Annotated in this window: 27 protein-coding genes; 17 read left to right on the plus strand and 10 right to left on the minus strand. The window is 72.8% G+C overall.

What is annotated here, in order from left to right; genetic code table 11:
• Positions 1-6: 6 nt before the first annotated feature.
• Genes AB0H75_RS14785 through purM form a run of 3 tightly spaced genes read left to right on the plus strand, consistent with a single transcriptional unit; the run spans position 7 to position 3,263 of the window.
• Positions 7-753 (plus strand): SDR family NAD(P)-dependent oxidoreductase, encoded by a 747-nt coding sequence (locus AB0H75_RS14785; RefSeq protein WP_367796122.1) that lies wholly within the window; start codon positions 7-9, stop codon positions 751-753.
• 51 nt (positions 754-804) lie between these two features.
• Complete coding sequence (purF, locus tag AB0H75_RS14790; protein WP_367796125.1) at positions 805-2,241, plus strand: amidophosphoribosyltransferase; 1,437 nt, start codon at positions 805-807, stop codon at positions 2,239-2,241.
• Entirely contained in the window at positions 2,238-3,263 is a 1,026-nt protein-coding gene (gene purM, locus AB0H75_RS14795) for a phosphoribosylformylglycinamidine cyclo-ligase (RefSeq protein WP_367796128.1), read from the plus strand. Before purF ends, purM begins: the two co-directional genes overlap by 4 nt.
• A gap of 90 nt (positions 3,264-3,353) precedes the next feature.
• Here purM and AB0H75_RS14800 read toward each other — a convergent pair whose 3' ends face one another.
• On the minus strand, positions 3,354-3,893 hold the full coding sequence (locus AB0H75_RS14800; RefSeq protein ID WP_367796130.1) for an ABATE domain-containing protein: 540 nt from the start codon (positions 3,891-3,893) through the stop codon (positions 3,354-3,356).
• An 85-nt stretch (positions 3,894-3,978) separates the two neighbouring features.
• Between AB0H75_RS14800 and AB0H75_RS14805 the strand changes: the two genes are divergently transcribed.
• The gene (locus AB0H75_RS14805; RefSeq protein WP_367796132.1) at positions 3,979-4,869 is read left to right on the plus strand and encodes an alpha/beta fold hydrolase; all 891 of its coding nucleotides are present in this window, start codon (positions 3,979-3,981) and stop codon (positions 4,867-4,869) included.
• A gap of 92 nt (positions 4,870-4,961) precedes the next feature.
• On the opposite strand, the gene AB0H75_RS14810 is transcribed toward AB0H75_RS14805, so the two are convergent.
• Positions 4,962-5,192 carry a DUF3073 domain-containing protein gene (locus tag AB0H75_RS14810; RefSeq protein WP_192788430.1) on the minus strand — a complete coding sequence of 77 codons (231 nt, stop codon included), beginning with the start codon at positions 5,190-5,192 and terminating at the stop codon, positions 4,962-4,964.
• 150 nt (positions 5,193-5,342) lie between these two features.
• On the minus strand, positions 5,343-6,470 hold the full coding sequence (locus tag AB0H75_RS14815) for a Leu/Phe/Val dehydrogenase (RefSeq protein WP_367796135.1): 1,128 nt from the start codon (positions 6,468-6,470) through the stop codon (positions 5,343-5,345).
• Positions 6,471-6,532: 62 nt separating this feature from the next.
• Here AB0H75_RS14815 and AB0H75_RS14820 point away from each other — a divergent pair, with 62 nt between their 5' ends.
• Positions 6,533-7,399, plus strand: coding sequence for a hypothetical protein (locus AB0H75_RS14820; RefSeq protein ID WP_367796138.1), 867 nt, complete (start codon positions 6,533-6,535; stop codon positions 7,397-7,399).
• Between the two features lie 322 nt (positions 7,400-7,721).
• Positions 7,722-7,925, plus strand: coding sequence for a developmental transcriptional regulator BldC (bldC, locus tag AB0H75_RS14825; protein ID WP_013133571.1), 204 nt, complete (start codon positions 7,722-7,724; stop codon positions 7,923-7,925).
• Positions 7,926-8,033: 108 nt separating this feature from the next.
• Here the strand turns inward: bldC and AB0H75_RS14830 are convergent, their stop codons facing one another.
• Positions 8,034-8,621, minus strand: coding sequence for a TetR/AcrR family transcriptional regulator (locus AB0H75_RS14830; protein ID WP_367796140.1), 588 nt, complete (start codon positions 8,619-8,621; stop codon positions 8,034-8,036).
• Between the two features lie 291 nt (positions 8,622-8,912).
• On the opposite strand from AB0H75_RS14830, the gene AB0H75_RS14835 reads away from it, so the two are divergent.
• The 4 genes from AB0H75_RS14835 (at position 8,913) to AB0H75_RS14850 (ending at position 12,799) form a co-directional block, all read left to right on the plus strand.
• Positions 8,913-9,905, plus strand: a complete 993-nt coding sequence (locus AB0H75_RS14835) for a LacI family DNA-binding transcriptional regulator (protein WP_367796143.1) — start codon at positions 8,913-8,915, stop codon at positions 9,903-9,905.
• A gap of 119 nt (positions 9,906-10,024) precedes the next feature.
• Positions 10,025-10,273, plus strand: coding sequence for a hypothetical protein (locus AB0H75_RS14840; RefSeq protein ID WP_043621500.1), 249 nt, complete (start codon positions 10,025-10,027; stop codon positions 10,271-10,273).
• A gap of 58 nt (positions 10,274-10,331) precedes the next feature.
• Positions 10,332-11,210: an N-acetylmuramoyl-L-alanine amidase gene (locus AB0H75_RS14845; protein WP_367796146.1), complete on the plus strand. Its 879-nt coding sequence runs from the start codon at positions 10,332-10,334 to the stop codon at positions 11,208-11,210.
• Entirely contained in the window at positions 11,207-12,799 is a 1,593-nt protein-coding gene (locus tag AB0H75_RS14850) for a beta-N-acetylhexosaminidase (RefSeq protein WP_367796149.1), read from the plus strand. The genes AB0H75_RS14845 and AB0H75_RS14850 overlap by 4 nt, the downstream gene beginning before the upstream one ends.
• Positions 12,800-12,815: 16 nt before the next feature.
• Here AB0H75_RS14850 and AB0H75_RS14855 read toward each other — a convergent pair whose 3' ends face one another.
• From AB0H75_RS14855 to AB0H75_RS14865, 3 genes are read right to left on the minus strand one after another with little or no spacing between them, the layout of a single operon-like run.
• Positions 12,816-13,376 carry a GNAT family N-acetyltransferase gene (locus AB0H75_RS14855; protein WP_367796152.1) on the minus strand — a complete coding sequence of 187 codons (561 nt, stop codon included), beginning with the start codon at positions 13,374-13,376 and terminating at the stop codon, positions 12,816-12,818.
• A 58-nt stretch (positions 13,377-13,434) separates the two neighbouring features.
• Entirely contained in the window at positions 13,435-14,490 is a 1,056-nt protein-coding gene (locus tag AB0H75_RS14860) for a quinone-dependent dihydroorotate dehydrogenase (RefSeq protein ID WP_367796155.1), read from the minus strand.
• Positions 14,491-14,496: 6 nt separating this feature from the next.
• Positions 14,497-15,147: a response regulator gene (locus AB0H75_RS14865; protein WP_367796158.1), complete on the minus strand. Its 651-nt coding sequence runs from the start codon at positions 15,145-15,147 to the stop codon at positions 14,497-14,499.
• A gap of 18 nt (positions 15,148-15,165) precedes the next feature.
• Here AB0H75_RS14865 and AB0H75_RS14870 point away from each other — a divergent pair, with 18 nt between their 5' ends.
• Both AB0H75_RS14870 and lpdA read left to right on the plus strand, forming a co-directional pair.
• Positions 15,166-15,540: a tautomerase family protein gene (locus AB0H75_RS14870; RefSeq protein WP_367796161.1), complete on the plus strand. Its 375-nt coding sequence runs from the start codon at positions 15,166-15,168 to the stop codon at positions 15,538-15,540.
• Positions 15,541-15,579: 39 nt separating this feature from the next.
• On the plus strand, positions 15,580-16,959 hold the full coding sequence (lpdA, locus tag AB0H75_RS14875; RefSeq protein ID WP_367796163.1) for a dihydrolipoyl dehydrogenase: 1,380 nt from the start codon (positions 15,580-15,582) through the stop codon (positions 16,957-16,959).
• Positions 16,960-17,193: 234 nt separating this feature from the next.
• Here lpdA and AB0H75_RS14880 read toward each other — a convergent pair whose 3' ends face one another.
• Positions 17,194-17,766, minus strand: coding sequence for a TetR family transcriptional regulator (locus tag AB0H75_RS14880; RefSeq protein ID WP_367796166.1), 573 nt, complete (start codon positions 17,764-17,766; stop codon positions 17,194-17,196).
• Positions 17,767-17,896: 130 nt separating this feature from the next.
• Here AB0H75_RS14880 and AB0H75_RS14885 point away from each other — a divergent pair, with 130 nt between their 5' ends.
• From AB0H75_RS14885 to AB0H75_RS14895, 3 genes are all read left to right on the plus strand, one after another.
• The gene (locus AB0H75_RS14885) at positions 17,897-18,796 is read left to right on the plus strand and encodes an SDR family oxidoreductase (RefSeq protein ID WP_367796169.1); all 900 of its coding nucleotides are present in this window, start codon (positions 17,897-17,899) and stop codon (positions 18,794-18,796) included.
• Positions 18,797-18,877: 81 nt separating this feature from the next.
• Entirely contained in the window at positions 18,878-19,756 is an 879-nt protein-coding gene (locus AB0H75_RS14890; RefSeq protein ID WP_367796172.1) for a Clp protease N-terminal domain-containing protein, read from the plus strand.
• Positions 19,757-19,846: 90 nt separating this feature from the next.
• Positions 19,847-21,286 (plus strand): hypothetical protein, encoded by a 1,440-nt coding sequence (locus tag AB0H75_RS14895; protein WP_367796175.1) that lies wholly within the window; start codon positions 19,847-19,849, stop codon positions 21,284-21,286.
• Positions 21,287-21,322: 36 nt separating this feature from the next.
• Here AB0H75_RS14895 and AB0H75_RS14900 read toward each other — a convergent pair whose 3' ends face one another.
• Positions 21,323-22,393: a hypothetical protein gene (locus AB0H75_RS14900; RefSeq protein ID WP_367796178.1), complete on the minus strand. Its 1,071-nt coding sequence runs from the start codon at positions 22,391-22,393 to the stop codon at positions 21,323-21,325.
• A gap of 180 nt (positions 22,394-22,573) precedes the next feature.
• On the opposite strand from AB0H75_RS14900, the gene AB0H75_RS14905 reads away from it, so the two are divergent.
• On the plus strand, positions 22,574-23,068 hold the full coding sequence (locus AB0H75_RS14905; protein WP_367796181.1) for a hypothetical protein: 495 nt from the start codon (positions 22,574-22,576) through the stop codon (positions 23,066-23,068).
• 51 nt (positions 23,069-23,119) lie between these two features.
• Positions 23,120-23,920 (plus strand): macro domain-containing protein, encoded by an 801-nt coding sequence (locus AB0H75_RS14910; RefSeq protein ID WP_367796184.1) that lies wholly within the window; start codon positions 23,120-23,122, stop codon positions 23,918-23,920.
• Positions 23,921-23,933: 13 nt separating this feature from the next.
• Here the strand turns inward: AB0H75_RS14910 and AB0H75_RS14915 are convergent, their stop codons facing one another.
• The gene (locus AB0H75_RS14915; RefSeq protein WP_367796186.1) at positions 23,934-24,596 is read right to left on the minus strand and encodes a methyltransferase domain-containing protein; all 663 of its coding nucleotides are present in this window, start codon (positions 24,594-24,596) and stop codon (positions 23,934-23,936) included.
• Between the last annotated feature and the right edge of the window lie 63 nt (positions 24,597-24,659).

Raw genomic sequence — 24,659 nt, forward strand, 5'->3', positions numbered from 1 at the left:
GTTCTCATGCACGTTCTGATCACGGGTGGCTCGTCGGGCATCGGCGCCGCGACCGCCCTGGCCTACGCCGCCACCGGCGCCCGCGTGACGATCACCTACAACTCGGGTGCCGACCGCGCGGCCGCGCTGGTCAAGCGCATCGAGGCCGACGGCGGCCAGGCCGCGGCCGTCCACCTGGATCTGGAGGACCACGCCACCATCGCCCCCGCCGTCGCCCAGGCGGGCCCGGTGGACGCGCTGGTGGCCAACGCCGTCCGCTGGGGCACGATCATGCCCAACAGCATCCCGTTCGAGGAGGTGCCCGCCGCCGAGTGGAGCGCCGCCCTGCACGCCAACGTCGTCGGCAACGCCCTGCTCGTCCGGGCGGCGCTGCCGGGGATGCGGCGGCGCGGGTTCGGCCGGATCGTGTTCGTCTCGTCGGGGGCCGCCGAGGAGGGGCTGCCGGGTCCCGGCCCGTACGGCACCGCCAAGATGGCCCTGCACGGCATGGCCCGCGCCCTGGCCTGGGAGGCGGGCCGCGACGGCATCCTGGTCAACGTGGCCGTCGCCGGCCTCACCGTCACCGAGGCCGAGCGCCCCGTCCCCGCCCACGTCCTGGACGAGATCGCCGCCCGCACGCCCACCCGCCGCCTGTCCACCGCCGAGGACCTGGCGGCGCTGATCGTCTTCCTCGGCTCGGCCGCCAACCGCAACGTCACCGGCGAGCTGGTCCGCGACGGCTCCAATGCGGGCAGGTCATCGCACGTCATCTGATCCAGCCCCCGGGTGTGCGAGCACGGAGGCGGCCGACCTAGACTGAAGCACGTGCTGAAGGGCGACGGCCGGCTCGGCCATGACCTGGACCCCCACGACCGCGCACCTAAAGACGCCTGTGGCGTCTTCGGCGTCTGGGCGCCAGGCGAGGAAGTTTCCAAACTCACCTACTACGGGCTGTACGCGTTGCAGCACCGCGGGCAGGAGTCCGCGGGCATCGCGGCCAGCGAGGGCAGCCGCATTCTCGTCTACAAGGACATGGGTCTGGTCTCCCAGGTCTTCGACGAGTCGGTGCTCGGCACCCTGAGGGGCCACCTGGCCATCGGCCACTGCCGCTACTCCACGACCGGATCGAGCGTGTGGGAGAACGCGCAGCCCACGCTGAGCAGCACCGAGGTCGGTGGGCTCGCGCTCGCGCACAACGGAAACCTGATCAACACCCCGGAGCTGGCCCAGCGCCTGGCCCCGGGGTCCACCAGGGCCACCACCGACACCGAGGTCCTGACCACGCTGCTGGCCCAAGACCGCACCCGCTCCGTCGAGGACTCCGCCGCCGAGCTGCTGCCGCAGGTCAAGGGCGCCTACTCGCTGGTGTTCATGGACGAGAAGACGCTCTACGCCGCCCGCGACCCGCAGGGCATCCGCCCGCTGGTGCTCGGCCGGCTGGAGCGCGGCTGGGTGGTCGCCTCCGAGACGGCGGCCCTCGACATCGTGGGCGCCACGTTCGTCCGCGAGATCGAGCCGGGCGAGCTGCTGACCATCGACGAGCGCGGCGTGCGCTCGCGCCGCTTCGCGCTGGCCGAGCCCAAGGGCTGCCTGTTCGAGTACGTCTACCTCGCCCGCCCCGACACCACGATCGCCGGGCGCGGCGTGCAGGTCACCCGGGTCGAGGTGGGCCGCGTGCTGGCCCGCGAGCACCCGGTGGAGGCCGACCTCGTCATCCCCACGCCCGAGTCCGGCACCCCGGCCGCCGTCGGTTACGCCGAGGAGAGCGGCATCCCGTACGGGCAGGGCCTGGTCAAGAACTCCTATGTGGGCCGGACCTTCATCCAGCCGTCCCAGACCATCCGCCAGCTCGGCATCCGGCTGAAGCTCAACCCGCTGCGCGAGGTCGTCGAGGGCAAGCGCCTGGTGGTCGTGGACGACTCGATCGTGCGCGGCAACACCCAGCGCGCGATCGTCAAGATGTTGCGCGAGGCCGGGGCGCGCGAGGTGCACGTGCGCATCTCCTCGCCGCCGGTGGCCTGGCCGTGCTTCTACGGCATCGACTTCGCCACCCGCGCCGAGCTGATCGCGGGCTCGCTGACGGTGGAGGAGATCCGGGCCTCGCTCGGCGCCGACTCCCTGGGCTACATCTCGCTGGAGGGCCTGACCAGGGCCACCACGCTGCCGGCCGACCGGCTGTGCCGGGCCTGCTTCACCGGCGAGTACCCGATCCCGATCGACCAGGACAACGTCGGCAAGTTCGTGTTGGAGAGCAAGGCGTGAGTACGTACGAGGCCGCCGGCGTCGACATCGAGGCCGGCGAGCGGGCCGTCGACCTGATGAAGGACAAGGTGGCGCGCTCGCGCCGACCCGAGGTGATCGACGACGCCAGCGGCTTCGCCGGCCTGTTCGACGCCTCGGCCCTGCTGCGCTACCGCCGGCCGCTGCTGGCCACCTCGACCGACGGCGTGGGCACCAAGGTCATGATCGCCCAGCGCTACGGCAAGCACGACACGATCGGCGTCGACCTGGTCGCGATGGTCCTCGACGACCTGGTGGTGTGCGGGGCCGAGCCGCTGTTCATGACCGACTACATCGCCTGCGGCAAGGTGGTGCCCGAGCGCGTCGCCGAGATCGTGGGCGGCGTGGCCGAGGGCTGCCGCCTGGCCGGGGCCGCGCTGGTGGGCGGCGAGACCGCCGAGCACCCGGGCGCGATGGGCCCCGACGAGTACGACCTGGCCGGCGCGGGCACGGGCGTCGTGGAGGCCGACCTGCTGCTCGGCCCCGACCGCGTCCGCGAGGGCGACGTCGTGCTCGGCCTGGCCTCCTCCGGCCTGCACTCCAACGGCTACTCGCTGGTCCGGCACATCGTCGGGGAGGCGGGCCTGTCGCTCGACGCGGTGCTGCCCGAGCTGGGCCGCCCGCTCGGCGAGGAGCTGCTGGAGCCGACCCGCGTCTACTCGCTCGACTGCCTGGAGCTGGCCCGCTCGGCCGAGGTCCACGCCTACGCGCACATCACCGGCGGCGGCGTCGAGGGCAACCTGTCGCGCTCGCTGCCGGCCCACCTGGACGCCGTCCTCGACCGCTCGTCGTGGACCCCTCCGCCGATCTTCGGGGTGCTGGCGGGCCACGGGCGGGTGGCCCAGCAGGACATGGACCGCACGTTCAACCTGGGTGTCGGCATGGCCGCCGTGGTCGCCCCCGACGCGGCCGACGCGGCCCTGCGCCTCCTGGCGGACCGGGGGCTGCCGGCGTGGGTCCTGGGCGAGGTCGTCCCGGGCTCGGGCCGGGCCCGCTACCGCTGAGCCTCCGCCAACGGGGCCAGGCCCGCTACCGCTGAGCCGCCGCGAACGGGGTCGGGCGCGCGCCGCCCGGCCCCGTTCGCGTGCCCGGGGTCACTTGTGGCGGTGGTAGTGGCGGGCGACCCGCACCCGGTTGCCGCACAGGTCGGGCGAGCACCAGCGGCGGCGCGGGTGGGCGGGCAGGAAGAGCATGCGGCAGCCGGGGCCCTCGCAGCCGCGCACGCGCCCGGCCGCCGGGTCGGCGAGCAGGTCCACGGCGGCCTCGGCGAGCTGGGCGAGCAGCCCGGCCAGGGGGTCGCCGTCGCGTTCGGTGCGCAGGTGGGGGCCTTCGCCGCGCCATTCCAGCACGCGGTGCGGCGGGGCGGCGCGGGCGGCCTCGTTGAGCGCGTCGAGGGCGGCCGGCGGGGGCGGGTCGCCGGCCCGTACGGCCTCCAACGCCGCCGCCACGTGCCCGCGCAGCCGCCGGACGGCGGCCAGGCCGTCGGGCGGCAGCGGGCCGGGTGGCGCCGCCAGCCGCTCGCCCTGGCGGGCCAGCCACGCCTGGAAGCTCCCGGGGGTGTCGAGGGCGTCGAAGTCGCGGGCCCGGGTGTTGAGCAGGTCGAGCGCCAGCGGCTCGCCGATCAGCAGCTCCATGACATCTAATGCTACATCGGGGCATTGACCCGTTAGAAACCGCTCGTTATAACTAATGCATCTTCTACCGAAAGAGGCATTAGTCATGGACATCCCCGAGGTACGCCATGCGTTCGTGGACGTGGACGGCGTGCGGGTCTTCTACCGCGAGGCGGGCCCGCGCGACGGCCTGCCGGTGCTCCTGCTGCACGGCTTCCCGTCCGCCTCGCACCAGTACAGGCGGCTCATGGACGCGCTGGGCGGCCGCTTCCGGCTGCTCGCCCCCGACTACCCGGGCTTCGGGCACACCGTCGTGCCCGACGGCTTCACCTATACCTTCGACCGCCTGGCCGACGTCGTGGAGGGCTTCGTCAAGGCCGTCGGCCTGGAGCGCTTCGCCTGGTACGCCTTCGACTTCGGCGGCCCGGTCGGCTTCCGCGTGGCCCAGCGGCACCCGGAGTGGATCGCCGCGCTCATCGTCCAGAACGCCAACGCCTACGAGGAGGGCCTGTCGGACCTGGCCCGCCGGACGATCGCCGAGCCGCCCGCCGACCTGTTCACCCTGGCGGTCACGCGCGCGCAGTACGAGGACGGCACCGCCGACCCCGCGCGGGTGGCGCCCGACGGCTGGACCCTGGACCAGCACTTCCTGGACCTGCCCGGCCGCGCGCAGGCCCAGCTCGCGCTCGCCCGCGACTACCGGAGCAACGTGGAGCTGTATCCCGCCTGGCAGGCGTGGCTGCGCGAGCACCGGCCGCCCACGCTGGTGCTGTGGGGGCGGGGGGACGCGTTCTTCCCCGAGGCGGGCGCGCACGCGTACCTGCGGGACGTGCCCGGCGCGCGGGTGCACGTGCTCGACACCGGGCACTTCGCGCTGGAGGAGAGGCTGCCGGAGATCGCCCCGCTGATCGCCGGCTTCCTCGGCGCGCTCGACGACGGGCCTGACCACGGGCCCGACAATGGGCCTGACCACGGGCCCAACGACGGGCAAGCGTGACGAAGCCCCACGGTTACCCGTGGGGCCCGACGCTCATGGGCGGGGATCCGGCGCGGGCGCCGGCCCCGGCCACGTGTCAACCGGAGGTGTGCCTACCGACGGCCGGACGGACGGCCATCGTCGTCGTCACCGGCGCCGTAGTCGTCGGCGTAATCGGCATAGCGATCCGCCAGCTCGTCGTTGAGGTCGTCGGCGTCGTCATTGCGGCTGGAGTCTCCGACCCCGAGTTCGTCGCGAAGACGGTCAAGATCTGTGCCACCGCTGTTGTACTTCAGCTGGCGAGCAACCTTGACCTGCTTGGCCTTTGCTCGGCCGCGCCCCATTGGCTCGACCCCCTCGTCGGGGTCGTCCCCGACCCCTCGTCGCTAACGCACCACACACTGACGCCGCCTGACTTTGGACGTCAGCCTATCGTTCGCCTATTACCGTACCTGTTTTGTGCCCAGCTCGGTACGTCGTATGGGCGTGGGGCGTCAGTGGCCGAGCCAAATGGCCCTAATACGCCCGACTTCCGACATTCTGCGCTCAGCTAGCCTATCCGCTGCGACCGCAGGAGGAACTCCCTCATCGGCCGCGATCCGGAAGATCTTCGAAGTCGTGTCGTAAATCTGTGCCGCCTTGGCCCTGGCCCGCTCCATGTCGAAGCCGCGGATCTCGTCGGCCACCTGGATCACGCCGCCGGAGTTGACCACGTAGTCGGGGGCGTACAGGATGCCGCGCTCGGCGAGCTGCTTCTCGACGCCGGCGTGCGCGAGCTGGTTGTTGGCCGCGCCACAGACGATCTTGGCGCGCAGCCGGGCCACCGTCTCGTCGTCGAGCGCGCCGCCCAGCGCGCACGGCGCGAACACGTCGATGTCGGCGGCCGTCAGCGCCGCCGCGTCGGCCACCACCTCGACCTCGGGACGGCGCTGGCGCACCCGCTCGACGGCCTTGGGATCGACGTCGCAGACCACGACCTCGGCGCCGTCCTCGCGCAGGAGCTCGACCAGGCGGTGGCCCACCTTGCCGACCCCCTCGACGCCCACCCGCCGGCCGTGCAGCGAGGGCGTGCCGTAGACCAGCTCGGCGGAGGCCCGCATGCCCTGGAAGACGCCGAACGCGGTGAGGATGGAGGAGTCGCCGGCGCCGCCGTTGGCCACCGTGCGGCCGGTCACGAAGCGTGACTCGCGGGCCACCACGTCCATGTCCTCGCTGTAGGTGCCGACGTCGCAGGCGGTGTAGTAGCGCCCGCCCAGCGACTCGACGAACCTGCCGTACGCGCGCAGCAGCGCCTCGCTCTTGTCCTTGGCCGGGTCGCCGATGATGACGGCCTTGCCGCCGCCGTGGTCGAGGCCGGCCAGCGCGTTCTTGTAGGCCATGCCCTTGGCCAGGTTGAGCACGTCGGCGAGGGCCGCCTGCTCGCTCTCGTAGGGATAGAAACGAGTGCCGCCCAGCGCGGGGCCCAGCGCCGTGTTGTGGACGGCGATGATGGCACGCAGGCCGCTCTGCTCGTCGGCGCAGAACACGACCTGCTCGTGGACGTCCTTGTGGGACGTGCCGAAGACGTCGGTCACGGTGGTGACTCCCTGTCCGGTCCGCCGCATCTTCGCGACGGAGATCACACTGACACTCTAGTAAGGGACACGACGGTGCATGAGGGTGCGCTTCATGACACGATTCCTCCGTGCTGCCCTATGCCGCCTACCTCCGCGTCTATGAGCCACTGACCGCGTTCGCCGAGTCCGAGCGCAAGGTGTGGGCCGACTACGCCGACTCACGCGACCGCCCGCGCCGCGCGAACGCGCTCAACGCGGAGCACGACGAGTCGGTGAAGCGCCTGCTCGGCGTGCCCCCTCAACCCGTTCCCGCTCAGGAGAGCCCCAACGCCTATCTGCGGCGCGTCGAGGACCGCCTGTACGTCTGCCCCTGGCAGACCCGCCTGCGCTCGTGGCTGGCCTTCTCACGGCGGCGTGGGGCGACTCCGCAGAAGCTGATGGACCATCTCGTCCCGCGCGGCGTCGCCGACCAGATCGCCGATGACTTCGACCGCTTCAAGCAGAAGGCCGGATCCGCCGCGTTGCGCACGCACATCCGCTCCACGGCGTGGCATGTCCCGCCGTCGTGGTTCGTGCCGTTTGATGGGAACGAGCGCTGGCTGGTGCTCGGCTCCACCACTCCTGGACAGGACGTGAAGACGACCGCTACGGGACGCAACCTCATCTACGTCACCTCCATGGCGCAGGCCAGGAGGCGGGCGGCTCGGGCGCTCAACGTGCTGCGCAGGCATCTGGGCGACCTGGCCGCGAGCTTCGAGGTGGAGGACGTCGCCAGGTGGCTGGAGGAGTTCCACCCCCACTCCCTGGTCGAGCTCGACTACGGCGGCCTGGTGCACCTCATGGACGACGACGCGTTGCAGGCCGACCAGTCCGTCGCCGAGCTGGCGGCCGCCCTGACGGGCCTGGACACGGGTCAAGAAGAACTTGCCTACGCCATGTACCAGAGAGTGATCCTCCGGTGGAAGTCAATGCAACAGCTGGAATCTGCCAACTGAGCCCCAATACGGCTGTCTGACCTGCATGAGTAGGTCACGTCTCGCGGCTGCTCTCTTCTGCGAACTGAGTAGTTTGCCGTTTTCACTGCGATACCACGAACCGTGTCGCTAGAATCACCGAGCGTGACATGGCCACGAGGGCGGGCAGTTGGGTCAAAGAAGGGCTCGCCAATCGCTCTGCGTGGCGGTATGGTCACATCGGGTGATGCCGCATATGGCTTAGAAAAGCCGCACGCTCTGCGCCATAGGCGGACATCCGTGACACGCGCAAAAGGCAGTCACAGGATCGCTAGCCGGTCCACACGGAGGAGAGGCCGCACAAATGTCAGCTCGTACACCCGAGGCCGAGCCACTGCTTACGCCCGCCGAGGTCGCCACCATGTTCAGAGTCGACCCCAAGACCGTCACGCGGTGGGCCAAGGCGGGCAAGTTGACGTCCATCCGTACCCTCGGTGGTCATCGGCGTTACCGGGAGACCGAGGTTCGGGCACTGCTCGCGGGGATTCCGCAGCAGCGCTCCGAGTAACCGAGGGTCGTCACTCACGAACCTCAGGGGGGATGAGGGGTGGACCAGGCCGCACTGGGCCCGGTCCACCGTGAAGTCGTGGCGCCGCCCGCCCGGCGCCATCCTTCCTTACCCTCCGGCGCCCTGGACCAGCCGCTCCACGAGAGCGGCGACGCCGGCGTCGTAGGTGGCGGCGACCCCGAGCAACGCCACCATGTGGTCCACGAGCATGCGCTCAAGCGCCGGGCGCTCCAGATCCCGGTGCTCCAGCCAGTCGAGGCCGGCCGTCTCCACCGAGGCGATCCACGAGCGCAGGGTCGTGCGCAGCACCGGGCTGGGCTCCTCGACCCCCATCTGCCTCTGGATGAGGCGGAACAACCGCCGGCGCACGCCGTCCACGATCTCGCCGACCTCGCCCGACCGGTTGGCGGGGCCGCCGCGCAGCAGCGCCGCGAAGCCGGCCGCGTGCTCCTCGACGAAGTCGAAGTAGCGGCGCAGGCCCGAGGCCAGCTCGTCCAGCGGCCGGCCGCCGCCCTGTGGCCGCAGCCGCGACTCCAGCTGCTCCGCCGCGCTCTTCAGCGCGGCCACGTAGAGCTCCTGCTTGCCGCCGAAGTAGTGGTAGACCAGGGCCCGCGAGGCGCCCGCCGCCGACGCCACGTCGTCGATCGAGACATCCTCCGCGTCGCGGGTGCTGAACAGCTCCAAGGCGGCCGCCATCAGCTCTTCCCGGCGGCGGTCCACGCTGAGCCTGCGCCGTGCCGGCCGTGCCGTCTCGGCTGACTTCCCGGATGTCACATCTGTACGGTATCCGACCCCTCGGCTCGCGGCTGACGTGTGCATATTCGGTCAAGGTCCGCATTCATCAGTCAATCCGCCGTGAAGGCCGTACCCTGCGGCGAACTCGATCGTTTGGTCAGACAGGTGCCCGTATCCGCATCGCGGGGGAGACACATGTCAGGACCGCCCGTCAAAACTTCAACCATCACTGAGCTGAGAGAGGTAGATGCCTTGCCTCGGCCCAGACCCACCATCCGCAACGTCGCCGAGCGAGCCGGCGTCTCGAAATCGCTGGTCTCTCTCGTGCTGCGCGGATCCCCGCACGTGAGCGAGCACCGGCGCCAGGCGGTGCTGCAGGCCGCCCGCGAGCTGGGCTACCGCCCCAACGCGGTCGCGCGCAGCCTGGTCGAAGGACGTACCCATCTCGTCGGCGCGCTCGTGGCCGACCTGCACAACCCGTTCTACGCCGAGTTCCTCGACGGCCTGCAGGAGAGCCTGCACGGCGACGGGTTACGCATGCTCATCGGGAACAGCCAATGGGATCCCGCCTTCGAGGACGAGGCCGTCGAGTCCTTCCTGGAGCTCCGGGTGGACGGCCTGGTCCTGCTGGGCATCGCCCCGACCAGCGAGACGCTGATCGAGGCCACCGCCTACACCCCGACGGTCGTCGTCGGGGAACGTGACATCGAGCTCGACGGCGTCGACATCGTGGTCGACGACGACCAGCTCGGCGCCCGGCTGGCCATCGACCACCTGGTCGAGCTGGGCCACAAGCGCATCGCGCACATCGAGGGGCCGCGCTCGTCCCGGTGCGAGGGGTACCTCGTGGCCATGCGGCGGCACTCGCTGGCGCCGTACATCATGGTCGAGGCGGCCGACGCCTCGGAGGAGGGCGGCCGGGAGGCGGCCACGGCGCTGCTGACCCGCGACCCCAGGCCCACGGCGATCTTCGCCGCCAACGACGTGGTCGCGCTGGGCGTGCTGTCCGCCGCCGCCGACCTGGGTCTGCGCGTCCCCGAGGACCTCTCCGTGGTCGGGTACGACAACACGCACCTGTCGGCCTCCCGCCACATCTCCCTGACCTCGGTCGACCAGCCCCGCCGGGCCATGGGACGGTCGGCCGCGGCGCTGCTCAGCGACCGGATCGGCGATCCGGGGAAGGTCGCGCGGCTGCGCGAGATCCGCCCCGAGCTGATCGTGCGACGGAGCACGGGTCGCGTCTGAAAAGCACCAAGGCTGGGTCAAGCCGTGTGGCGGCGCGGCCGCACGGCGGTTTACTCGGCAGCGACCTGCTATGGGTGGCCGGATCCGTTCCGGCCACGATCTGATCCGGGGGAACAGTCATGCGTGATCCGGAACTGGTGTCCTGCGCTCAGCGCGCGGCTGCCGAGCTCGAACGCGCCTGGGGGCACTGGCGTGCGGGCAGGGGGCGGGGCGCCGACGGAGGAGCCGAATCCGTCGCCAGCTACGTCGCCCACTCCCTCGACCACCCGTGGGGCCGGCCCCGCGTCGTCCTCGGGCTCGACGCCGAGGACGCGCGGGAGCTGGCCGCCCTGCTGGAGCGGCAGGAGGTCGGCGAGCACGTCTGGTAACGCGCCGATCTCGCCGTCCGAGGGGTTCGGGCAGCGGGCCTGACGTAAGTTGGAGCCCATGCGTGCTCTAGCAGCCCCAGTCCTCGCCGTCTGCGGCCTGATCGCCTCCGCGTGCGGCGGCGCCGACCCCAATGGCGCCGCGGCAGGTCAGGCCGCTCCCGCGACCAGCGCCTCCCGGCAGGAGACGCGGCCCCAGCAGCAGGAGTCGCAGCCGCAGCAGCAGGAGTCACAGCCGCAGCAGGACTCCGCCAAGCAGGAGCAGCCGCCGGAGGCCGAGCCGCTCGACGGCAAGGTGATCGTCATCGACCCGGGCCACAACGGCGGCAACTACCGCCGCCCCGACATCATCAACCGCCAGGTCGACGTCCTGACCGAGAAGAAGGCGTGCGACACCACCGGCACCTCCACCAACGACGGCTACAGCGAGGCCGCCTTCACCTGGGACGTCTCCACCCGCCTGGCCAGGATCCTGCGCAGCCGCGGCGCGACCGTCAAGCTCACCAGGAGCGGCAACACCGGCGTCGGCCCCTGCATCACCCAGCGGGCCGCGATCGGCAACAAGGCGAAGGCGGACGCCGCGATCTCCATCCACGCCGACGGCGCGGGCCCCAAGGACCACGGCTTCCACATCATCATGCCGAAGAAGATCGGCGGCCCGGTGGACAAGGTGGTGGGCTCCTCCGGCAAGCTGGGTCTCGCCGTCCGCGACGCCTACCGCAAGGGCACTGGCGTCCCCTACTCCACCTACATCGGCCGCGACGCCCTCGACTACCGCAGCGACCTCGGCGGCCTCAACCTGTCCACCGTGCCGAAGGTCTTCATCGAGACCGGCAACATGCGCAACGCGGGCGACGCGGCCAAGCTGCGCAGCCCGGCGTTCCGGCAGAAGGCGGCGGTGGCGCTGGCGGACGGTTTGCAGCACTATCTGGGAGCATGATCCCGTTCCCTGAAGTTCTTTCCCGTCTGTCCGGTTCCTTCGAGCTGAGCGTGGGCGCCACCGTGTCCGGCGACTTCCCGGACGCCGTGCGCCTCGCCCTCCCCGGGCTGGACCTGCGTCCCGGCGACTCCGGCGAGATCGACGTGCGGCGCGACCCGGCGCTGGGCGAGGAGGCGTACCGGCTGACGGCGGGCTCGCGGGGGGTGGAGATCGTGGCCGGCGGGCGGGCCGGGGCGTTCTACGCGGCGCAGTCGCTGCACCAGCTCCTGCCCGGTGACTCCTACCGGTTCACCGAGCGTGCCTCGTGGCCGGTGCCCGGCGTGCGGGTCGAGGACGCGCCGCGCTTCCCCTGGCGGGGCCTGCACCTGGACGTGGCCCGGCACTTCTTCCCCAAGCGGGAGGTGCTGCGCCTCATCGACCTGATGGCGCTCCACAAGCTCAACCGGCTCCACCTGCACCTGGTGGACGACCAGGGGTGGCGGGTGGAGAGCCGGGCGTACCCGCTGCTGCACGAGGTCTCCTCCCACCGGCCGCGCACGGCGGTCAACCACCACCGGGAGCCCGCGGCCTACGACGAGGTGCCGCACGGCGGCTACTACACGCTCGACGACCTGGCCGAGATCGGGGCGTACGCGCGGGCGCGCTGCGTGACGGTGGTGCCCGAGATCGACGTGCCGGGGCACGCCTCGGCGATCCTGGCGGCCTACCCGGAGTTCGGGGCGACCGGCGAGCGGCACGAGGTGCTGGACCGGTGGGGCATCTCCCCCGCCATCCTGTCCCCGCTGCCGCCGACCGTGGAGTTCCTGACCACGGTCTTCGACGAGGTCATGGGCGCGCTGGGCGGGACGCCGTACGTGCACATCGGCGGCGACGAGGTGGTGCTCGACCACTGGGCGGCCTCGTCCGAGATCGTCTCCTACGGGGAGTCGCTGGGCCTGGCCGGCGCCAACGAGCTGCAGGCGTGGTTCCTGCGCCGGCTGGCGGACGCCCTCGCCGAGCGGGGGGCGCGGGCCGTGGTGTGGGACGAGGCGTTCGTCAGCGGCGGGCTGCGCGCGGACACGGTGGTCATGCCGTGGCGCGGCATGGGCGTGGGCCGGCGCGCGGCGGCGGCCGGGCACGACGTGGTGGCCACGCCGGTGTTCCCGCTCTACTTCGACTACGCCGAGGCGTCCGCGGCCGACGAGCCGATGGCCATCGGGGACGCGATCACCCTCGCGGACGTGGCCGCGTTCCGGCCCGCGCCGCCGGAGTGGAGCGACGAGGAGCGCGCCCGGGTGCTCGGCGCGCAGGCGCAGCTGTGGACCGAGCGCGTCCCTGACGCCCGCACGCTGGACTACCGGATGTGGCCGCGGGCCTGCGCGCTGGCCGAGGTCGCCTGGTCGGGCACCGGCCGGGACGGCTTCGGCGAGCGGCTGGCGGAGCACCTGGGGCGGCTGGACGCGCTGGGCGTGGAGTACCGGCCCCTGGACGGGCCGCGCCCGTGGCAGCGGCGCCGGCCGCACCGGCCGAGCGGGACCCGGGTGGCGGACGTCATGGCCCGCATCGAGGCCATGACCCACGACCCGGAGTCCACCAGGCCCAGCGTCTAGGAGCGCGGACCGGACCCTAGAAGCGCAGGGCCGGGCGGTCGTTCAGGATCTTGTGGAACAGCCGGTGGGCCTGCCAGCGGCCGTCGATCTCCAGGTAGTCCGGCGCGGTGCCCACCTGCTCGAAGCCGGCCTTGCGGAGCACGCTCTGCGAGGCCACGTTGTCCAGCAGCGTCGCCGCGGCGATCCGGTGCAGGCCGAGGTCCTGGTCGGCCATCCGGCACACCTCCAGCACCGCCTCGGTGGCCAGGCCGCGGCCGGTGTAGCCGGCGTCGATCCAGTAGCCGAGGTCGGCGTTGAGCCACGGGCCGCGGACGATGTTGTTGAGCGTCATGCCGCCCACGATCTCCTCGCCGTCGGCCAGCGCCCACGGCATGGTGCGGCCGTCGGCCATCTGCCGCAGCAGGTCCTTGAGCCGGTGGCTCTGGCCGGTGAGGGTGTAGTACTCCTCCGGGCGCCGGGGCTCCCAGCGGCGCAGGTGGTCGCGGTTGCGGACGCGGGCGCGGAGCAGGGCTTCGGCGTCCCCTTCCGTGAGCCGGCGCAGGACGACGTTGTCGGCGAGTGGCACTGCTTCGATCACTTTTCCACCATAGGGGGCGGGGTTTCGGGATGACGCCCTGCCGTCCTATGCGTGCGCGTCAGGCGGCGGTGCGGCCGATGGCCTCGGTGATGTTCTTCAGGCCGTGGCGGTGGACGCGGCGGGCGAGCTGCCGGTGGATGCGGGCGGCCCACAGCGGGCCGCCGTAGATCCAGCCGGTGTAGCCCTGGACGAGCGTGGCGCCGGCCAGCACCCGCTCCCACACGTCGTCGGCGTCCTCGACCCCGCCCACCGACACCAGCGCGATGCGGTCGCCGACGCGGGCGCGCAGGCGGCGCAGCACCTCCAGGGAGCGGCCCTTGAGCGGCCGGCCGGACAGCCCGCCGCTCTCGCCGCCGTGCCGGATCGTGGTGTTGGTCGCGATGATGCCGTCGAGGCCCAGCTCCAGGGCGAGGTCGGCGACGGCGTCCACGTCCTCGTCGGCGAGGTCGGGCGCGATCTTGACCAGCAGCGGGGTGCGGCGCGGCGTGCCGTCGGTGACCTCCTTGACGGCGGTGAGCAGCGGGCGCAGCAGCGAGACGGCCTGGAGGTCGCGCAGGCCCGGCGTGTTGGGCGAGCTGACGTTGACCACGAGGTAGTCGGCGAGGGGGGCCAGCTCGCGGGCGCTGGCCACGTAGTCGGCGGCCGCCTCCGGCTCGGGGACGACCTTGGTCTTGCCGATGTTCACCCCCACCACGACCGGCACGCCGCGGGTGCGGCGCAGGCGGCGGGCGGCGGCCGCGGCGCCGTCGTTGTTGAAGCCCATCCGGTTGATCACCGCGTGCCGCGGCACCAGCCGGAACAGGCGCGGGCGCGGGTTGCCCGGCTGGGCGTGCGCGGTGATGGTGCCCACCTCGACGTGCCCGAAGCCGAGCGCCGCGACGGCCTCGGCGCAGGCGGCGTCCTTGTCGAAGCCCGCGGCCAGCCCCAGCGGGCCCGGGAAGTGCACGCCGAACGCGGTGATCCGCAGAGCCGGGTCGTGCGGCGCGAACGCCCGGTGCAGCAGCCGCTTGAGCAGCGGCAGGCGGGCGAGGAGCGCGAGGGCGCTCACGGTCAGACGGTGCACGGCCTCGGCGTCGAGACGCCGCAAGACCTGCGTGAACACGAGGCGATACATCACGGGTCAGGCTACCAATCCCGCCTCGTGGGCGATGATCGCGGCTTGCACGCGGTTGCGCACGTCGAGCCGGGTGAGGATGGCGCTCACGTACGCCTTGACCGTGCCCTCGACGATGTGCAGCCTGGCCGCGATCTCCGCGTTGGACAACCCGGCCCCGACCAGGGCCAGCACCTCCCGCTCGCGCTCGGTGAGCACCTCGATGCGGTCGCGCGCCCGCGCGCCGCGCGCCATCCGGCCGCCCGCGAGCTGCGCCATCACCCGCTGGGCGACCTTCGGCGACAGGTACGCCGCCCCCTCCGCCACCGCGCGGACGCCGGAGATCAGCTCGCGCGGGTCGCCCGACTTCAGCAGGAACCCGGCCGCGCCGAGGTCGAGCGCCTTGGCGATGTAGTCGTCCTCGCCGAAGGTGGTCAGCATCACCACCGCGGTCCCCGGCGCGGCCCTGCGGATCTCGGCGGCCGCGGCCAGCCCGTCGAGCCGGGGCATGCGGATGTCCAGCAGCGCGACGTCCGGGTGGTGGCTGATGGCCAGGTCGACGGCCTGCCGCCCGTCGCCCGCCTCGGCCACCACGTCGAGGTCGGGATCGGAGGCGAGGATGGCGCGCAGCCCTGCGCGCATCATGGCCTCGTCGTCGGCGAGGAGGATGCGGATCACGCCTTCTATAGTGGCGGCATGGCTCAGGTGAAGGTGTACGGACGGCGCGAGGTGTGGGCGGGGCGGCAGCGGGAGGTCTCCGACCTGCTGCAGGAGTGCCTGGTCAGCGCGTGGGGCGTGCCGGAGGACAAGCGGTTCCACCGGTTCCTGCTGATGGACGGCGACGACTTCGTCTGCCCGGGGCGCGGCGAGCACTACCTGATCGTGGAGGTGGTCTGCTTCACCGGCCGCAGCGACGACGCCAAGCGGGCGCTCATCCGGGAGGTCTACGCCCGGTGGCCGCACGACCCCGCCGACATCGAGTTGACGATCATCGAAATGCCCCGCGTGAACTGGGGGATTCGCGGTGTTCCCGCTGATGAGCTGGCTTTGCCGTACAAGGTGGAGGTCTAGCGTCAGGGGTGGTTCCGGACGGACGGTATGGTCCGACTCATGAGCACTCACTATGACGTCGTCGTTCTCGGCGCGGGTCCGGGAGGATACACGGCCGCGGTCCGCGCCGCCCAGCTCGGGCTGCGCACCGCGGTCGTCGAGGAGAAGTACTGGGGAGGCGTCTGCCTGAACGTGGGCTGCATCCCGTCCAAGGCGCTGCTGCGCAATGCCGAGCTGGCCCACATCTTCCACAACGAGGCCAAGACCTTCGGCATCAGCGGCGAGGTGACCTTCGACTACGGCGCGGCCTACCAGCGCAGCCGCAAGGTGGCCGACGGGCGGGTCAAGGGCGTTCACTATCTGATGAAGAAGAACGCCATCACCGAGTACGACGGCCGTGGCACGTTCCTGGACGCCAACACGCTCCAGGTCAACGACGAGACCATCACCTTCTCCCACTGCATCATCGCGGCCGGCGCCACCACCAGGCTCATCCCCGGCACGCAGCTCTCGGAGCGGGTGGTGACGTACGAGGAGCAGATCCTCAGCGAGGAGCTGCCGCGCAGCATCGTCATCGCGGGCGCCGGCGCCATCGGCGTGGAGTTCGCCTACGTGATGCACAACTACGGCGTCAAGGTGACCATCGTCGAGTTCCTCGACCGCATCGTGCCGCTGGAGGACGAGGAGGTCTCCGCCGAGCTGGCCAAGCGCTACAAGCGGCTCGGCATCGAGATCATGACCTCCACCCGCGTGGACGGCATCGAGGACACCGGCTCCTCCGTCAAGGTCACCGTCACCAAGGACGGGCAGCAGCAGGTCCTGGAGGCCGACAAGGTCATGCAGGCCATCGGCTTCCAGCCGCGCGTGGACGGCTACGGCCTGGAGAAGACCGGCGTGGCCCTGACCGAGCGCGGCGCGATCGCGGTGGACGGCCGCTGCCGCACGAACGTCCCGCACATCTTCGCCATCGGCGACGTCACCGCCAAGCTGATGCTGGCGCACGCCGCCGAGTCCATGGGCATCATCGCGGCCGAGACGATCGCGGACGCCGAGACCATGGAGCTGGACTACGTCATGATCCCGCGGGCGACGTACTGCCAGCCGCAGGTGGCCAGCTTCGGCTACACCGAGGCGCAGGCCCGCGACCTGGGCTACGACGTGAAGGTGGCGAAGTTCCCGTTCACGGCCAACGGCAAGGCGCACGGCCTCGGCGACTCGACCGGCTTCGTCAAGATCATCAGTGATGACACGCACGGCGAGCTGCTCGGCGCCCACATGATCGGCCCGGAGGTCACCGAGCTGCTGCCGGAGCTGACGCTCGCCCAGCAGTGGGACCTGACCGTGCACGAGGTCGCGCGGAACGTCCACGCCCACCCGACGCTCGGCGAGGCGGTCAAGGAGGCGATCCACGGGCTCGCGGGCCACATGATCAACATGTGACCGCACAGCGGGGGCCCGCTCACCCCGGGCCCCTCCGGTCAGGTGGAAGCCCCCGGCAGGACGTCCACCACGCTGAATCCCCCTTCCATCGCCCCGGGCGGGTCCGTCCGGGCGTCCTCCGGCCGCGGCGGCCGGCGTGACCGGCGAGGACCCGACGAGGAGCCTGCGAGGGCCTGGCCCGTGGCTTTCCTCGGCCTGGCCCGTGGCTTTCCTCGGCCTGGCCCGTGGCTTTCCTCAGGTCCGGTCGCGGGTCACGGACAGCAGCTCGCGCAGCACTTCCGCCGCGAGGTCGGCGAGGGAGCGCCGCTCGCCCTCGCGCAGCCACTGGGCGAACGCGATCCTGAACACGGTGACGCCCGACTCCGCCGCCAGGGTGGCCGCGAGCTCGTCCACGCCCCGCGCGCGCAGGGCGTCCGCGAGCGTCGTGGCGAGGCTGGCGAGCTTGTGCCGCTCGCGTTCCTGGAGCGCGGGGTTCTGGTCGATCACGGACTGCCGGCTCCGCGAGCGCTGCCGGCGCTCGTCCGGGAAGAAGGACGTCACGGAGCGCAGCGCGGCGGCGACGATCTCGATCGGGGGCGCGTCCGGCGGCGCGGCCTCCACGCCGGCGAGGAACGCCTGGACGAGCAGGTGCTGCCCGTGGAAGAGGACCTCGCGCTTGTCGCTGAAGTGGCGGAAGAAGGTGCGCTCGGTCAGGCCGACGGACTGCGCGATCTCCGTGGCGGTCGTCTGCTCGAACCCGCGGGTCGCGAACAGTTCGAGCGCCGCCTCCTGCAACCGCTCCGCGGTCCCTGGCTCCCAACGCGTCATGCGGTCGAGTCTAGTGATGACAGCAGCTGACATGAAGGGGTACGGTGATGTCTGTGACTGACGTCAGTCACAGACATCACTAGTTGGTACGCGCTCCGCCCTGCCGGCGGTGCGCCGAAGGAGATCCCTCATGCGCGTTTTCGTCACCGGAGCCTCCGGATGGATCGGCTCCGCCGTCACCGACGAGCTCATCGCCGCCGGTCACGAGGTCACCGGACTGGCCAGGTCCGACAGCTCCGCCGCCGCCCTGGAGAGCAAGGGAGCCCGGGTCCGCCGCGGCGACCTCGACGACCTCGACAGCCTCCGCCTCGGCGCCCGGGACGCCGAGGCCGTCGTCCACCTCGCGAACAAGCACGACTGGTCCGACCCGGCCGGCACGGCGGCGGCCGAACGAGCCGCCGTACAGGCCATCGGCGAGACACTGGCGGGAACCGGCCGCCCGTTCCTGCTCGCCTCGGGGGTCGCCGGCCTCGCCCAGGGCCGGCCCGCCACCGAGGACGACGCTTCCCCCTTCCACGGCCCCGGCTCGTCCCGGGGCGGGAGCGAGAACCTCGCGCTGGAGTTCGTCGGCCGCGGGGTGCACAGCGTGAGCCTGCGCTTCGCGCCGACCGTGCACGGCACCGGCGACCACGGGTTCATCGCGATCCTCGCCGCGATCGCCCGCCAGAAGGGCGTCTCCGGCTACCCGGGCGACGGCGCCAACCGCTGGGCCGCCGTACACGTGCGCGACGCCGCCCGCCTGGTCGCCCTCGGCCTCGACAAGGCGCCGGCGGGCGCGCGCCTGCACGCCGTCGCCGAGGAAGGCGTCCCGGTGCGCGTGATCGCGGAGGCGATCGGCCGCGCGTTCGGCCTTCCCGTCGCCTCGATCGCCCCCGGCGACGTGCCGGACCACTTCGGGTGGATCGGCGCCCTCTTCGGCACGGACTTCGCGGCTACCAGCACCGCGACGCAGAGCCTCCTCGGCTGGACGCCCACGGGCCCGACCCTGGTCGAAGACCTCGACGCCGGCGCGTACGCGGCGGGCCGTTGACCGCGCCGCCCGGGCCGGGCGGCGGCCTTTCGCCGTCAACCCGGGGTTGACGGTGAAGGGTCGTCAACCTAAGGTTGACGCATGGAAGGAACAGTTCGTCTCGACGACCTCATCTCCGTGATCAGGAGCCGTCACCCGGACGGGGATCCGCTGGGTGAGCTCACCGACGCCGTCGCCCTCGGGGAGCACATGGGCGAGGTGGCCGACCACCTCATCGGTCACTTCGTGGACCAGGCCAGGCGCTCCGGGGCGTCCTGGACGGACATCGGGCGCAGCATGGGCGTCAGCAAGCAGGCCGCGCAGAAGCGGTTCGTGCCCAGGGAAGGGGCCCGGCCGCTGGCCGAGGACCTGCGGGTCTACGCGCGGTTCGACGGTCCGGCCCGGGCCGCCGTGGTGAGGGCGCAGCAGGCGGCCATCGCCGGGGGGCACGAGCACATCGAGCCGGGGCATCTGCTGCTCGGTCTCGCGGACGAGCCCGGCGCGCCCGGGGCCAGGACGCTGACGGCGCTCGGCGCGCCGCTCGACGCGGTCAAGGACGCCGTTGCCGCCGCTCTCGGACCCGGCACCCTCGCCACCCTCGGCGCGGTCGACGACCCCGGCCCGGTCGGCACCTCCGGCATGGGCGGCACGGGCGGCACGGGCGGCATGGGCGGCACGGGCGGCACGGGCGGCACCCCCGGCGCCTCCGGTGCGCCTGGGGCGGAGGTGCGGCGGGTCGGCTTCGCCGGGCCGGGCAAGAAGGCGCTGGAGCTGACGACGCGGGAGTCGTTGCGGCTGGGGCACGAGCACGTGGGCACCGAGCACCTGCTGCTCGGGGTGCTGGGGGTGCTGGAGCTGGAGGGCGGGCCGCTGGCGCGGGCACTGGCCGGTCTGGGGGTGACCAGGGAGGGGGCCGAGCGGGAGATCGCGACAGCGGCGGCGGCGCTTCCGGAGAGCGACACCCAACCGCCGACCTCCTGACCGGGCCGCCGGTCCGGTGGGGCCGGTCCGGTGGGGGCGGTTTTGCCGAGGGCCGGGGAGAATGTCATCGCCGGTTGCTAGCGTGCCGTCATGCTGGAGACGGGCGATGTGGTGGCCGTTCCGCTGCCGCTGGGCGGATACGGGGCCTGCCAGGTGACGGCCGCGGGCGAGCACCTGACGGTCTGCGTGCTGGACTGGCGCTCCGATCAGGTGCCCGACCTCGACGACCTGCGTGCGGCGGGTCCGCTCGTCATCGACCACCACGCGTGGTCGGGCGATCCCGAGGTCGTCAACGTGGCCGCCGGCGAGCACCTGCCCGTCGGCGTCGTACGGCTCGGGTGGCTGCCGGTCCGGCCCGAGCTGCCGCGCGGCACCAACGCGTACGGCTCCTGGTCGAGCCTCGGGCTGCAGGTGGTGCTCCAGCGACGCTGGGACCTGGAGGTGCCGCCCGAGGTCAAGGCGGCTTACAAGCAGGCCAGGCACGGCAGGGTCCAGGTCGACCTGGGCGCGGGCCCCGTGACCAGGTCCGCCGCGCTGTCCAGCCTGGACCTGCGCGCGCACCGGGGCGAGGTCCGCTGGGAGGGGCTGGACGCGTTGCCGCACCTGACGACGCTGAGCTGGGCGGGCGACGAGCGGGGCCTCGCCGCGGCGCTCGAAGCCCGGCCGCTCGTCACGGCGCTGCGCTGGGAGTCCCCGCCCGACGTGGTCGACCTGAGCCGGACGCACCTGCACGGGCTCACCCTCGCGGGGCCGGGGCCGCGCCGGCTGGTGCTGCCGCCGGGGCTGATGACGTTGTGGCTGGAGGGCGAGCCGCCGGAGGCGGTCGAGGCGGCTTCCGACGGGCGGTGGATCGTCCTCACCACCGGCTCGGCGGTGCCGCGGGGCTTACGCGGCGTCCGGGAGCTGGTGGTGGAGGCGGCCGGCGACGTGACCGGCGCGATCCTGGACGGGCCGGCCGAGCTGGAGCGGCTGCGCGTCCGCTGGAGCCGTCCCTACGGCGGGCTGGCCGGGCTGGACGCGCTCCCCCGGCTGCACACGCTGGAGTTGTTCAACGCCTACGGGGTGGACGCCCCGATGTTGCCCGCCCCCGACGGGCCGTTGCGGCGCCTCGTCGTCGACGGTTTCCGCAGCAGCCGGTCCAAGGCCGTCAGGCAGCGCTACAAGGGCGGCGACGTGGTGGTCGAGGTGCGGGGCGCCAAGTCGGACCGGTGGCTGGCGACCAACATCGACAACCCCTTGCGCGACTGGGTGGACGATCACAAGCGGGCCGGGGAGGCGGCGTGCAGGGCGTACGCGGCGGCCGCCCGGGCCATCGGAGAGCTGGACGCGGACGATCCGGGGGCGGTGGCGGACGCGCGGGTCATCCTGCGCAGGTTCGTCGAGACGCTGAACGGGATCGAGGAGCGGTACGAGATCATCGACACCGTGCGGAGGGAGGAGGCCGGGGACGTCTTCTTCGAGCTGGCGGAGCGGTCGGGGGTGCCGCCGGCGGAGGCGGAGGCGTGGTTCGGCGACTGGCGCGAGTTCTGACACCGGCTCGGACCGGCCGATTGGGCGACCGGGCGGTCAGAGGCCGGGCGCTCCGGGGGCGGGCGGTCCGGGATCGGGCGGTCCGGGGGCGGCGGCGGGTGGGGCCGCCGGCGGATTCCGGGGCGGGTCCGGCGGTGGGTCCTGTGGCAGGTCCTGTGGCGGGTCCTGTGGCAGGTCCTGTGGCAGGTCGGTGAGCAGTGGGGGCTCGGTGGCCAGGGACGCGTACAAGGTTGCGATCAGGGCGGTCGCGTGGGCGATCAGGTCGCGCACCTCGTCGCCGTCGTGGGCCCGGGCGAGCAGGTCGCGGTAGCGCTCGTCGTCGCGGCGCAGCTCATGGGCGCGCAGCGCGGCGTCGGCCGTCCGTACGCGGTCGGCGTACTCCTCCAGCTCCCGCACCCGCCGCTCGGCGAAGTCCACCGAGCGGGCGAGCGCCTGCCGATGGCCGTCCAGCACCGCCGCCGGCTCCGGCCCAGGCTCCGGCCCCAGCTCCGCGGCCGCCTCGGCCTGCTCGGCCCGTAATCGGGTGTGCGTGCGTACGAGGTCGGCGACCTCCCACAGCCGTTCGGGCAGTACGAGGTCGCCGGCGGCGGTGTCGAGCATGCCCAGCCGGTACGCCCGGGAGCCGCGTACGCTCGCGACGGCCCGCCGCGCCCGGGCCACCAACTCCAGCGCGGGGTCGTCCAGCTCGGCGGGGACGACGCGGCGGTCCCGGTACCGCTGGGGCCGGCGATGCCCCATGCCCGGCTTGGACAACCCCACGAGGAGCATCGTGACGACCAGGACCGCCACGGCCGACAGGGTGGCCGCCTCCTGGTCGGTCCGCTGGGTCGCCATCGTGAACAGCGCCCCGCCCGTGGCCGTCACGACCGCCCCCGTCCGCAGAAACCAGCGCACCCAGCGCGGCGGCGGCCCGGCCTCGTCCTGCCCGTCCTGCCCCTCCCGGACCCCCGGCCGCCGCGCCAGGCGGGCGCGGTCGCGCGCGGGCACGGCGGGATCCACGATCGGCTCGTCGATCCAGCTCCGCGAGCCGGCCCGGCCCTGCGAGCCGACCCGGTCCCGCGAGCCGGCCCGATCCCGCGAGCCGGCCCGGTCCTGCGCGTCGGGCACGGGGTCCTCCCTCCCTCGCTCGGGGACGCCCTTCGAGCACACCCCAGCCGGCGGGCCGGGGTCCACCAGGCCGGTGTGCGGATGTCGTGAAGATGTCGTGCAGGCCCCCCGCCCTGTTTCTCACCGTATATTCAGAAACCGCACAGGATCCTCTGAGTCAGCGCTGTCAGGGTCCGTGTCATGACCTCAACCACCGAGAAGTCGGCGCACCGCCGCCGGCTCGCTCAGGCAGGCCCGATCTCGCTGCGTCTCGGTCTCCTGGGGCTGGTCGCGATCGGCATCGCCGGGGCCGTGCTGGAGCTGGCCTTCGAACGTCACTGGCACAGCCCGGTCCAGCTCATCCCCTGGGTGGCGCTGGCGCTGCTGACGGTCGCGCTCGTGCTGCTCGCCGTGAGCGACGCCCGGCGCGTGGTCACCGCGGTACGGGTGCTGGCGGGGGTGGTGCTGCTCGCCTCGGCGTACGGCGTCTACATGCACGTCTCGGTCAACCACGGCATGGGCACGATGGACGCGGAGTGGGGCACGCTCTCGCCGCTCACCCAGTGGTGGTACGCGCTCACCAAGTCGGTCGGCACGGCGCCGCCGCTCGCCCCCGGCATGCTCGCCCAGGCCGCGCTGCTGCTCCTGCTGGCGAGCCTGACCGGGAAGCGCGCCCCGGCCGGACCCGGCGCCTGACTCCGGCGGCGGACCCTGGTCAGGGTCGCGGCGCCGACGTATGTTCGCCATGTGACGGCGCGCCTGGAGCAGGTCCTCCGCACCCCGCGCGGTCGTGCCCGCCTGGCGGCGCGCTTCTTCCCCGCCTTCGGGGTCGTCTCGGTCGTGCTGGTCCCCGTCCTGGCGTCCGGCGTGCCGATGGCCGGGCTGTGGGTGGCGCTCGCGGTGCTCGGTTGCCTGGTATGGGCGCTGGTCCTGGCCCGCCCGCGCGACCGGATCGCCCGCCGCCTGCCCGGCGCGACGGTCGTCGTCCGGCTCGGTGACCTCCTCGCCGAGGAGGCGGACCTGGTGGTCGGGTGCGGCGACACCTTCGACCTGGACCTGAGCCCGGACCTGCTGGGCCCGGCCCGCGAGGGCGGCCGCGACCGCCTGGCGGAGGAGCTGGACCTGGCTCTGGCCGGCCGGGTGCCGACGTCCGTGGCGGCGCGGGAGGCCAAGCCCGAGGGCCGGCTGCGGCGCTACCCGATCGGGACGGTGGCGGTGCTCGGCGGCGGCCCGCGCCGCCGCGTCTACTGCCTGGCCTGCGTCCGCACCGGTGGGGAGGCGTCCATGGACGACCTGTGGACGGCGCTGGGCCGCCTGTGGGCGTCCGTGCGCGAGAGCGAGCGCGTGGCGGTGCCCCTGCTCGGGTCGGAGCTGGGGCTCGGCGGGGGGAGCCTGGTCAAGCTGATCGTCCTGTCCTTCGCCGTCCAGGCCGAGGTGTGGCCGGTGTGCCGGGAGCTGGTGGTGGTCGTCCCGCCGGAGGAGGCGGGGCCCGGGGAGGCCGGCAAGGTGGACCTGCTGGAGCTGGAGGGGTTCCTGGCGAGCTTATGAGCGGTGACCGGCGTCACCCGGCCGGCGGTACGGCGTCACCCGGCCGGCGGTAGACGAGCAGGTAGCGCCAGAACAGCAGCCGCGAGATCCGGGCGCCGGGCAGCAGCACCCCCGCCTCCCGCCGAATCTCCGCCAGCGACATCTCCGGCGACCTGACCGGCGCCCGCACCGCGCCGCCCCACGCCCCGCCGTCCCGAACCCCGCCGTCCCGAACCGCGCCGCCCCGCGCCCCGGCCTCCCGCAGGGCCACGGCCGCCCGCGCCACCGCGTTGGCGGGCACGGCCACCAGGCTCCAGGCGTAGTCCACGGCCGTCCTCTCGGGATAGCACCCGAGGATGGCGAGCACGCCGCCCGGGGCGAGCGCGTCCCGCAGTCTGGCCACCGTCCCGAACGGCACGTGGTGGATGCTGGCCAGGCAGGAGACGAAGTCGTAGTGCCCCTCGGGCAGCTCCATGTCCGTGATGTCCGCCTGCTGGAACCGGGGCCCGCCGCCCGCGGCCCTGGCCGCCTCGATCACCTCGGCCGCCGGGTCCACCGCGTCCACCTCGATGCCGCGCGCGGCCAGCCGCCGCGCGAACCGCCCGGTGCCGCAGCCGACGTCCAGCGCCCGCGCGCACCCGGACGGCACGCGGCGCAGCAGCGTGCCGTGGTAGTGGTCGTTGTGATCGAAGGGCATACCCGCGATCGTAGGCGGCCCCGATAGGCACCGGCGATCATCGCGTACGGCGTGAAAGTTTCA

It is taken from the genome of Nonomuraea sp. NPDC050783, assembly GCF_040802095.1.
In the GTDB taxonomy this organism is placed as follows: domain Bacteria; phylum Actinomycetota; class Actinomycetes; order Streptosporangiales; family Streptosporangiaceae; genus Nonomuraea.

Coding starts and splice junctions, on each gene's coding strand:
- AB0H75_RS14785 (WP_367796122.1), top strand. CDS start 7: ATGCACGTTCTGATCACGGGTGGCTCGTCGGGCATCGGCGCCGCGACC.
- AB0H75_RS14800 (WP_367796130.1), bottom strand. CDS start 3,893: ATGGAGCTGCTGATCGGCGAGCCGCTGGCGCTCGACCTGCTCAACACC.
- AB0H75_RS14805 (WP_367796132.1), top strand. CDS start 3,979: ATGGACATCCCCGAGGTACGCCATGCGTTCGTGGACGTGGACGGCGTG.
- AB0H75_RS14810 (WP_192788430.1), bottom strand. CDS start 5,192: ATGGGGCGCGGCCGAGCAAAGGCCAAGCAGGTCAAGGTTGCTCGCCAG.
- bldC (WP_013133571.1), top strand. CDS start 7,722: ATGTCAGCTCGTACACCCGAGGCCGAGCCACTGCTTACGCCCGCCGAG.
- AB0H75_RS14830 (WP_367796140.1), bottom strand. CDS start 8,621: ATGGCGGCCGCCTTGGAGCTGTTCAGCACCCGCGACGCGGAGGATGTC.
- AB0H75_RS14840 (WP_043621500.1), top strand. CDS start 10,025: ATGCGTGATCCGGAACTGGTGTCCTGCGCTCAGCGCGCGGCTGCCGAG.
- AB0H75_RS14845 (WP_367796146.1), top strand. CDS start 10,332: ATGCGTGCTCTAGCAGCCCCAGTCCTCGCCGTCTGCGGCCTGATCGCC.
- AB0H75_RS14850 (WP_367796149.1), top strand. CDS start 11,207: ATGATCCCGTTCCCTGAAGTTCTTTCCCGTCTGTCCGGTTCCTTCGAG.
- AB0H75_RS14860 (WP_367796155.1), bottom strand. CDS start 14,490: ATGTATCGCCTCGTGTTCACGCAGGTCTTGCGGCGTCTCGACGCCGAG.
- AB0H75_RS14870 (WP_367796161.1), top strand. CDS start 15,166: ATGGCTCAGGTGAAGGTGTACGGACGGCGCGAGGTGTGGGCGGGGCGG.
- lpdA (WP_367796163.1), top strand. CDS start 15,580: ATGAGCACTCACTATGACGTCGTCGTTCTCGGCGCGGGTCCGGGAGGA.
- AB0H75_RS14880 (WP_367796166.1), bottom strand. CDS start 17,766: ATGACGCGTTGGGAGCCAGGGACCGCGGAGCGGTTGCAGGAGGCGGCG.
- AB0H75_RS14885 (WP_367796169.1), top strand. CDS start 17,897: ATGCGCGTTTTCGTCACCGGAGCCTCCGGATGGATCGGCTCCGCCGTC.
- AB0H75_RS14890 (WP_367796172.1), top strand. CDS start 18,878: ATGGAAGGAACAGTTCGTCTCGACGACCTCATCTCCGTGATCAGGAGC.
- AB0H75_RS14895 (WP_367796175.1), top strand. CDS start 19,847: ATGCTGGAGACGGGCGATGTGGTGGCCGTTCCGCTGCCGCTGGGCGGA.
- AB0H75_RS14905 (WP_367796181.1), top strand. CDS start 22,574: ATGACCTCAACCACCGAGAAGTCGGCGCACCGCCGCCGGCTCGCTCAG.
- AB0H75_RS14915 (WP_367796186.1), bottom strand. CDS start 24,596: ATGCCCTTCGATCACAACGACCACTACCACGGCACGCTGCTGCGCCGC.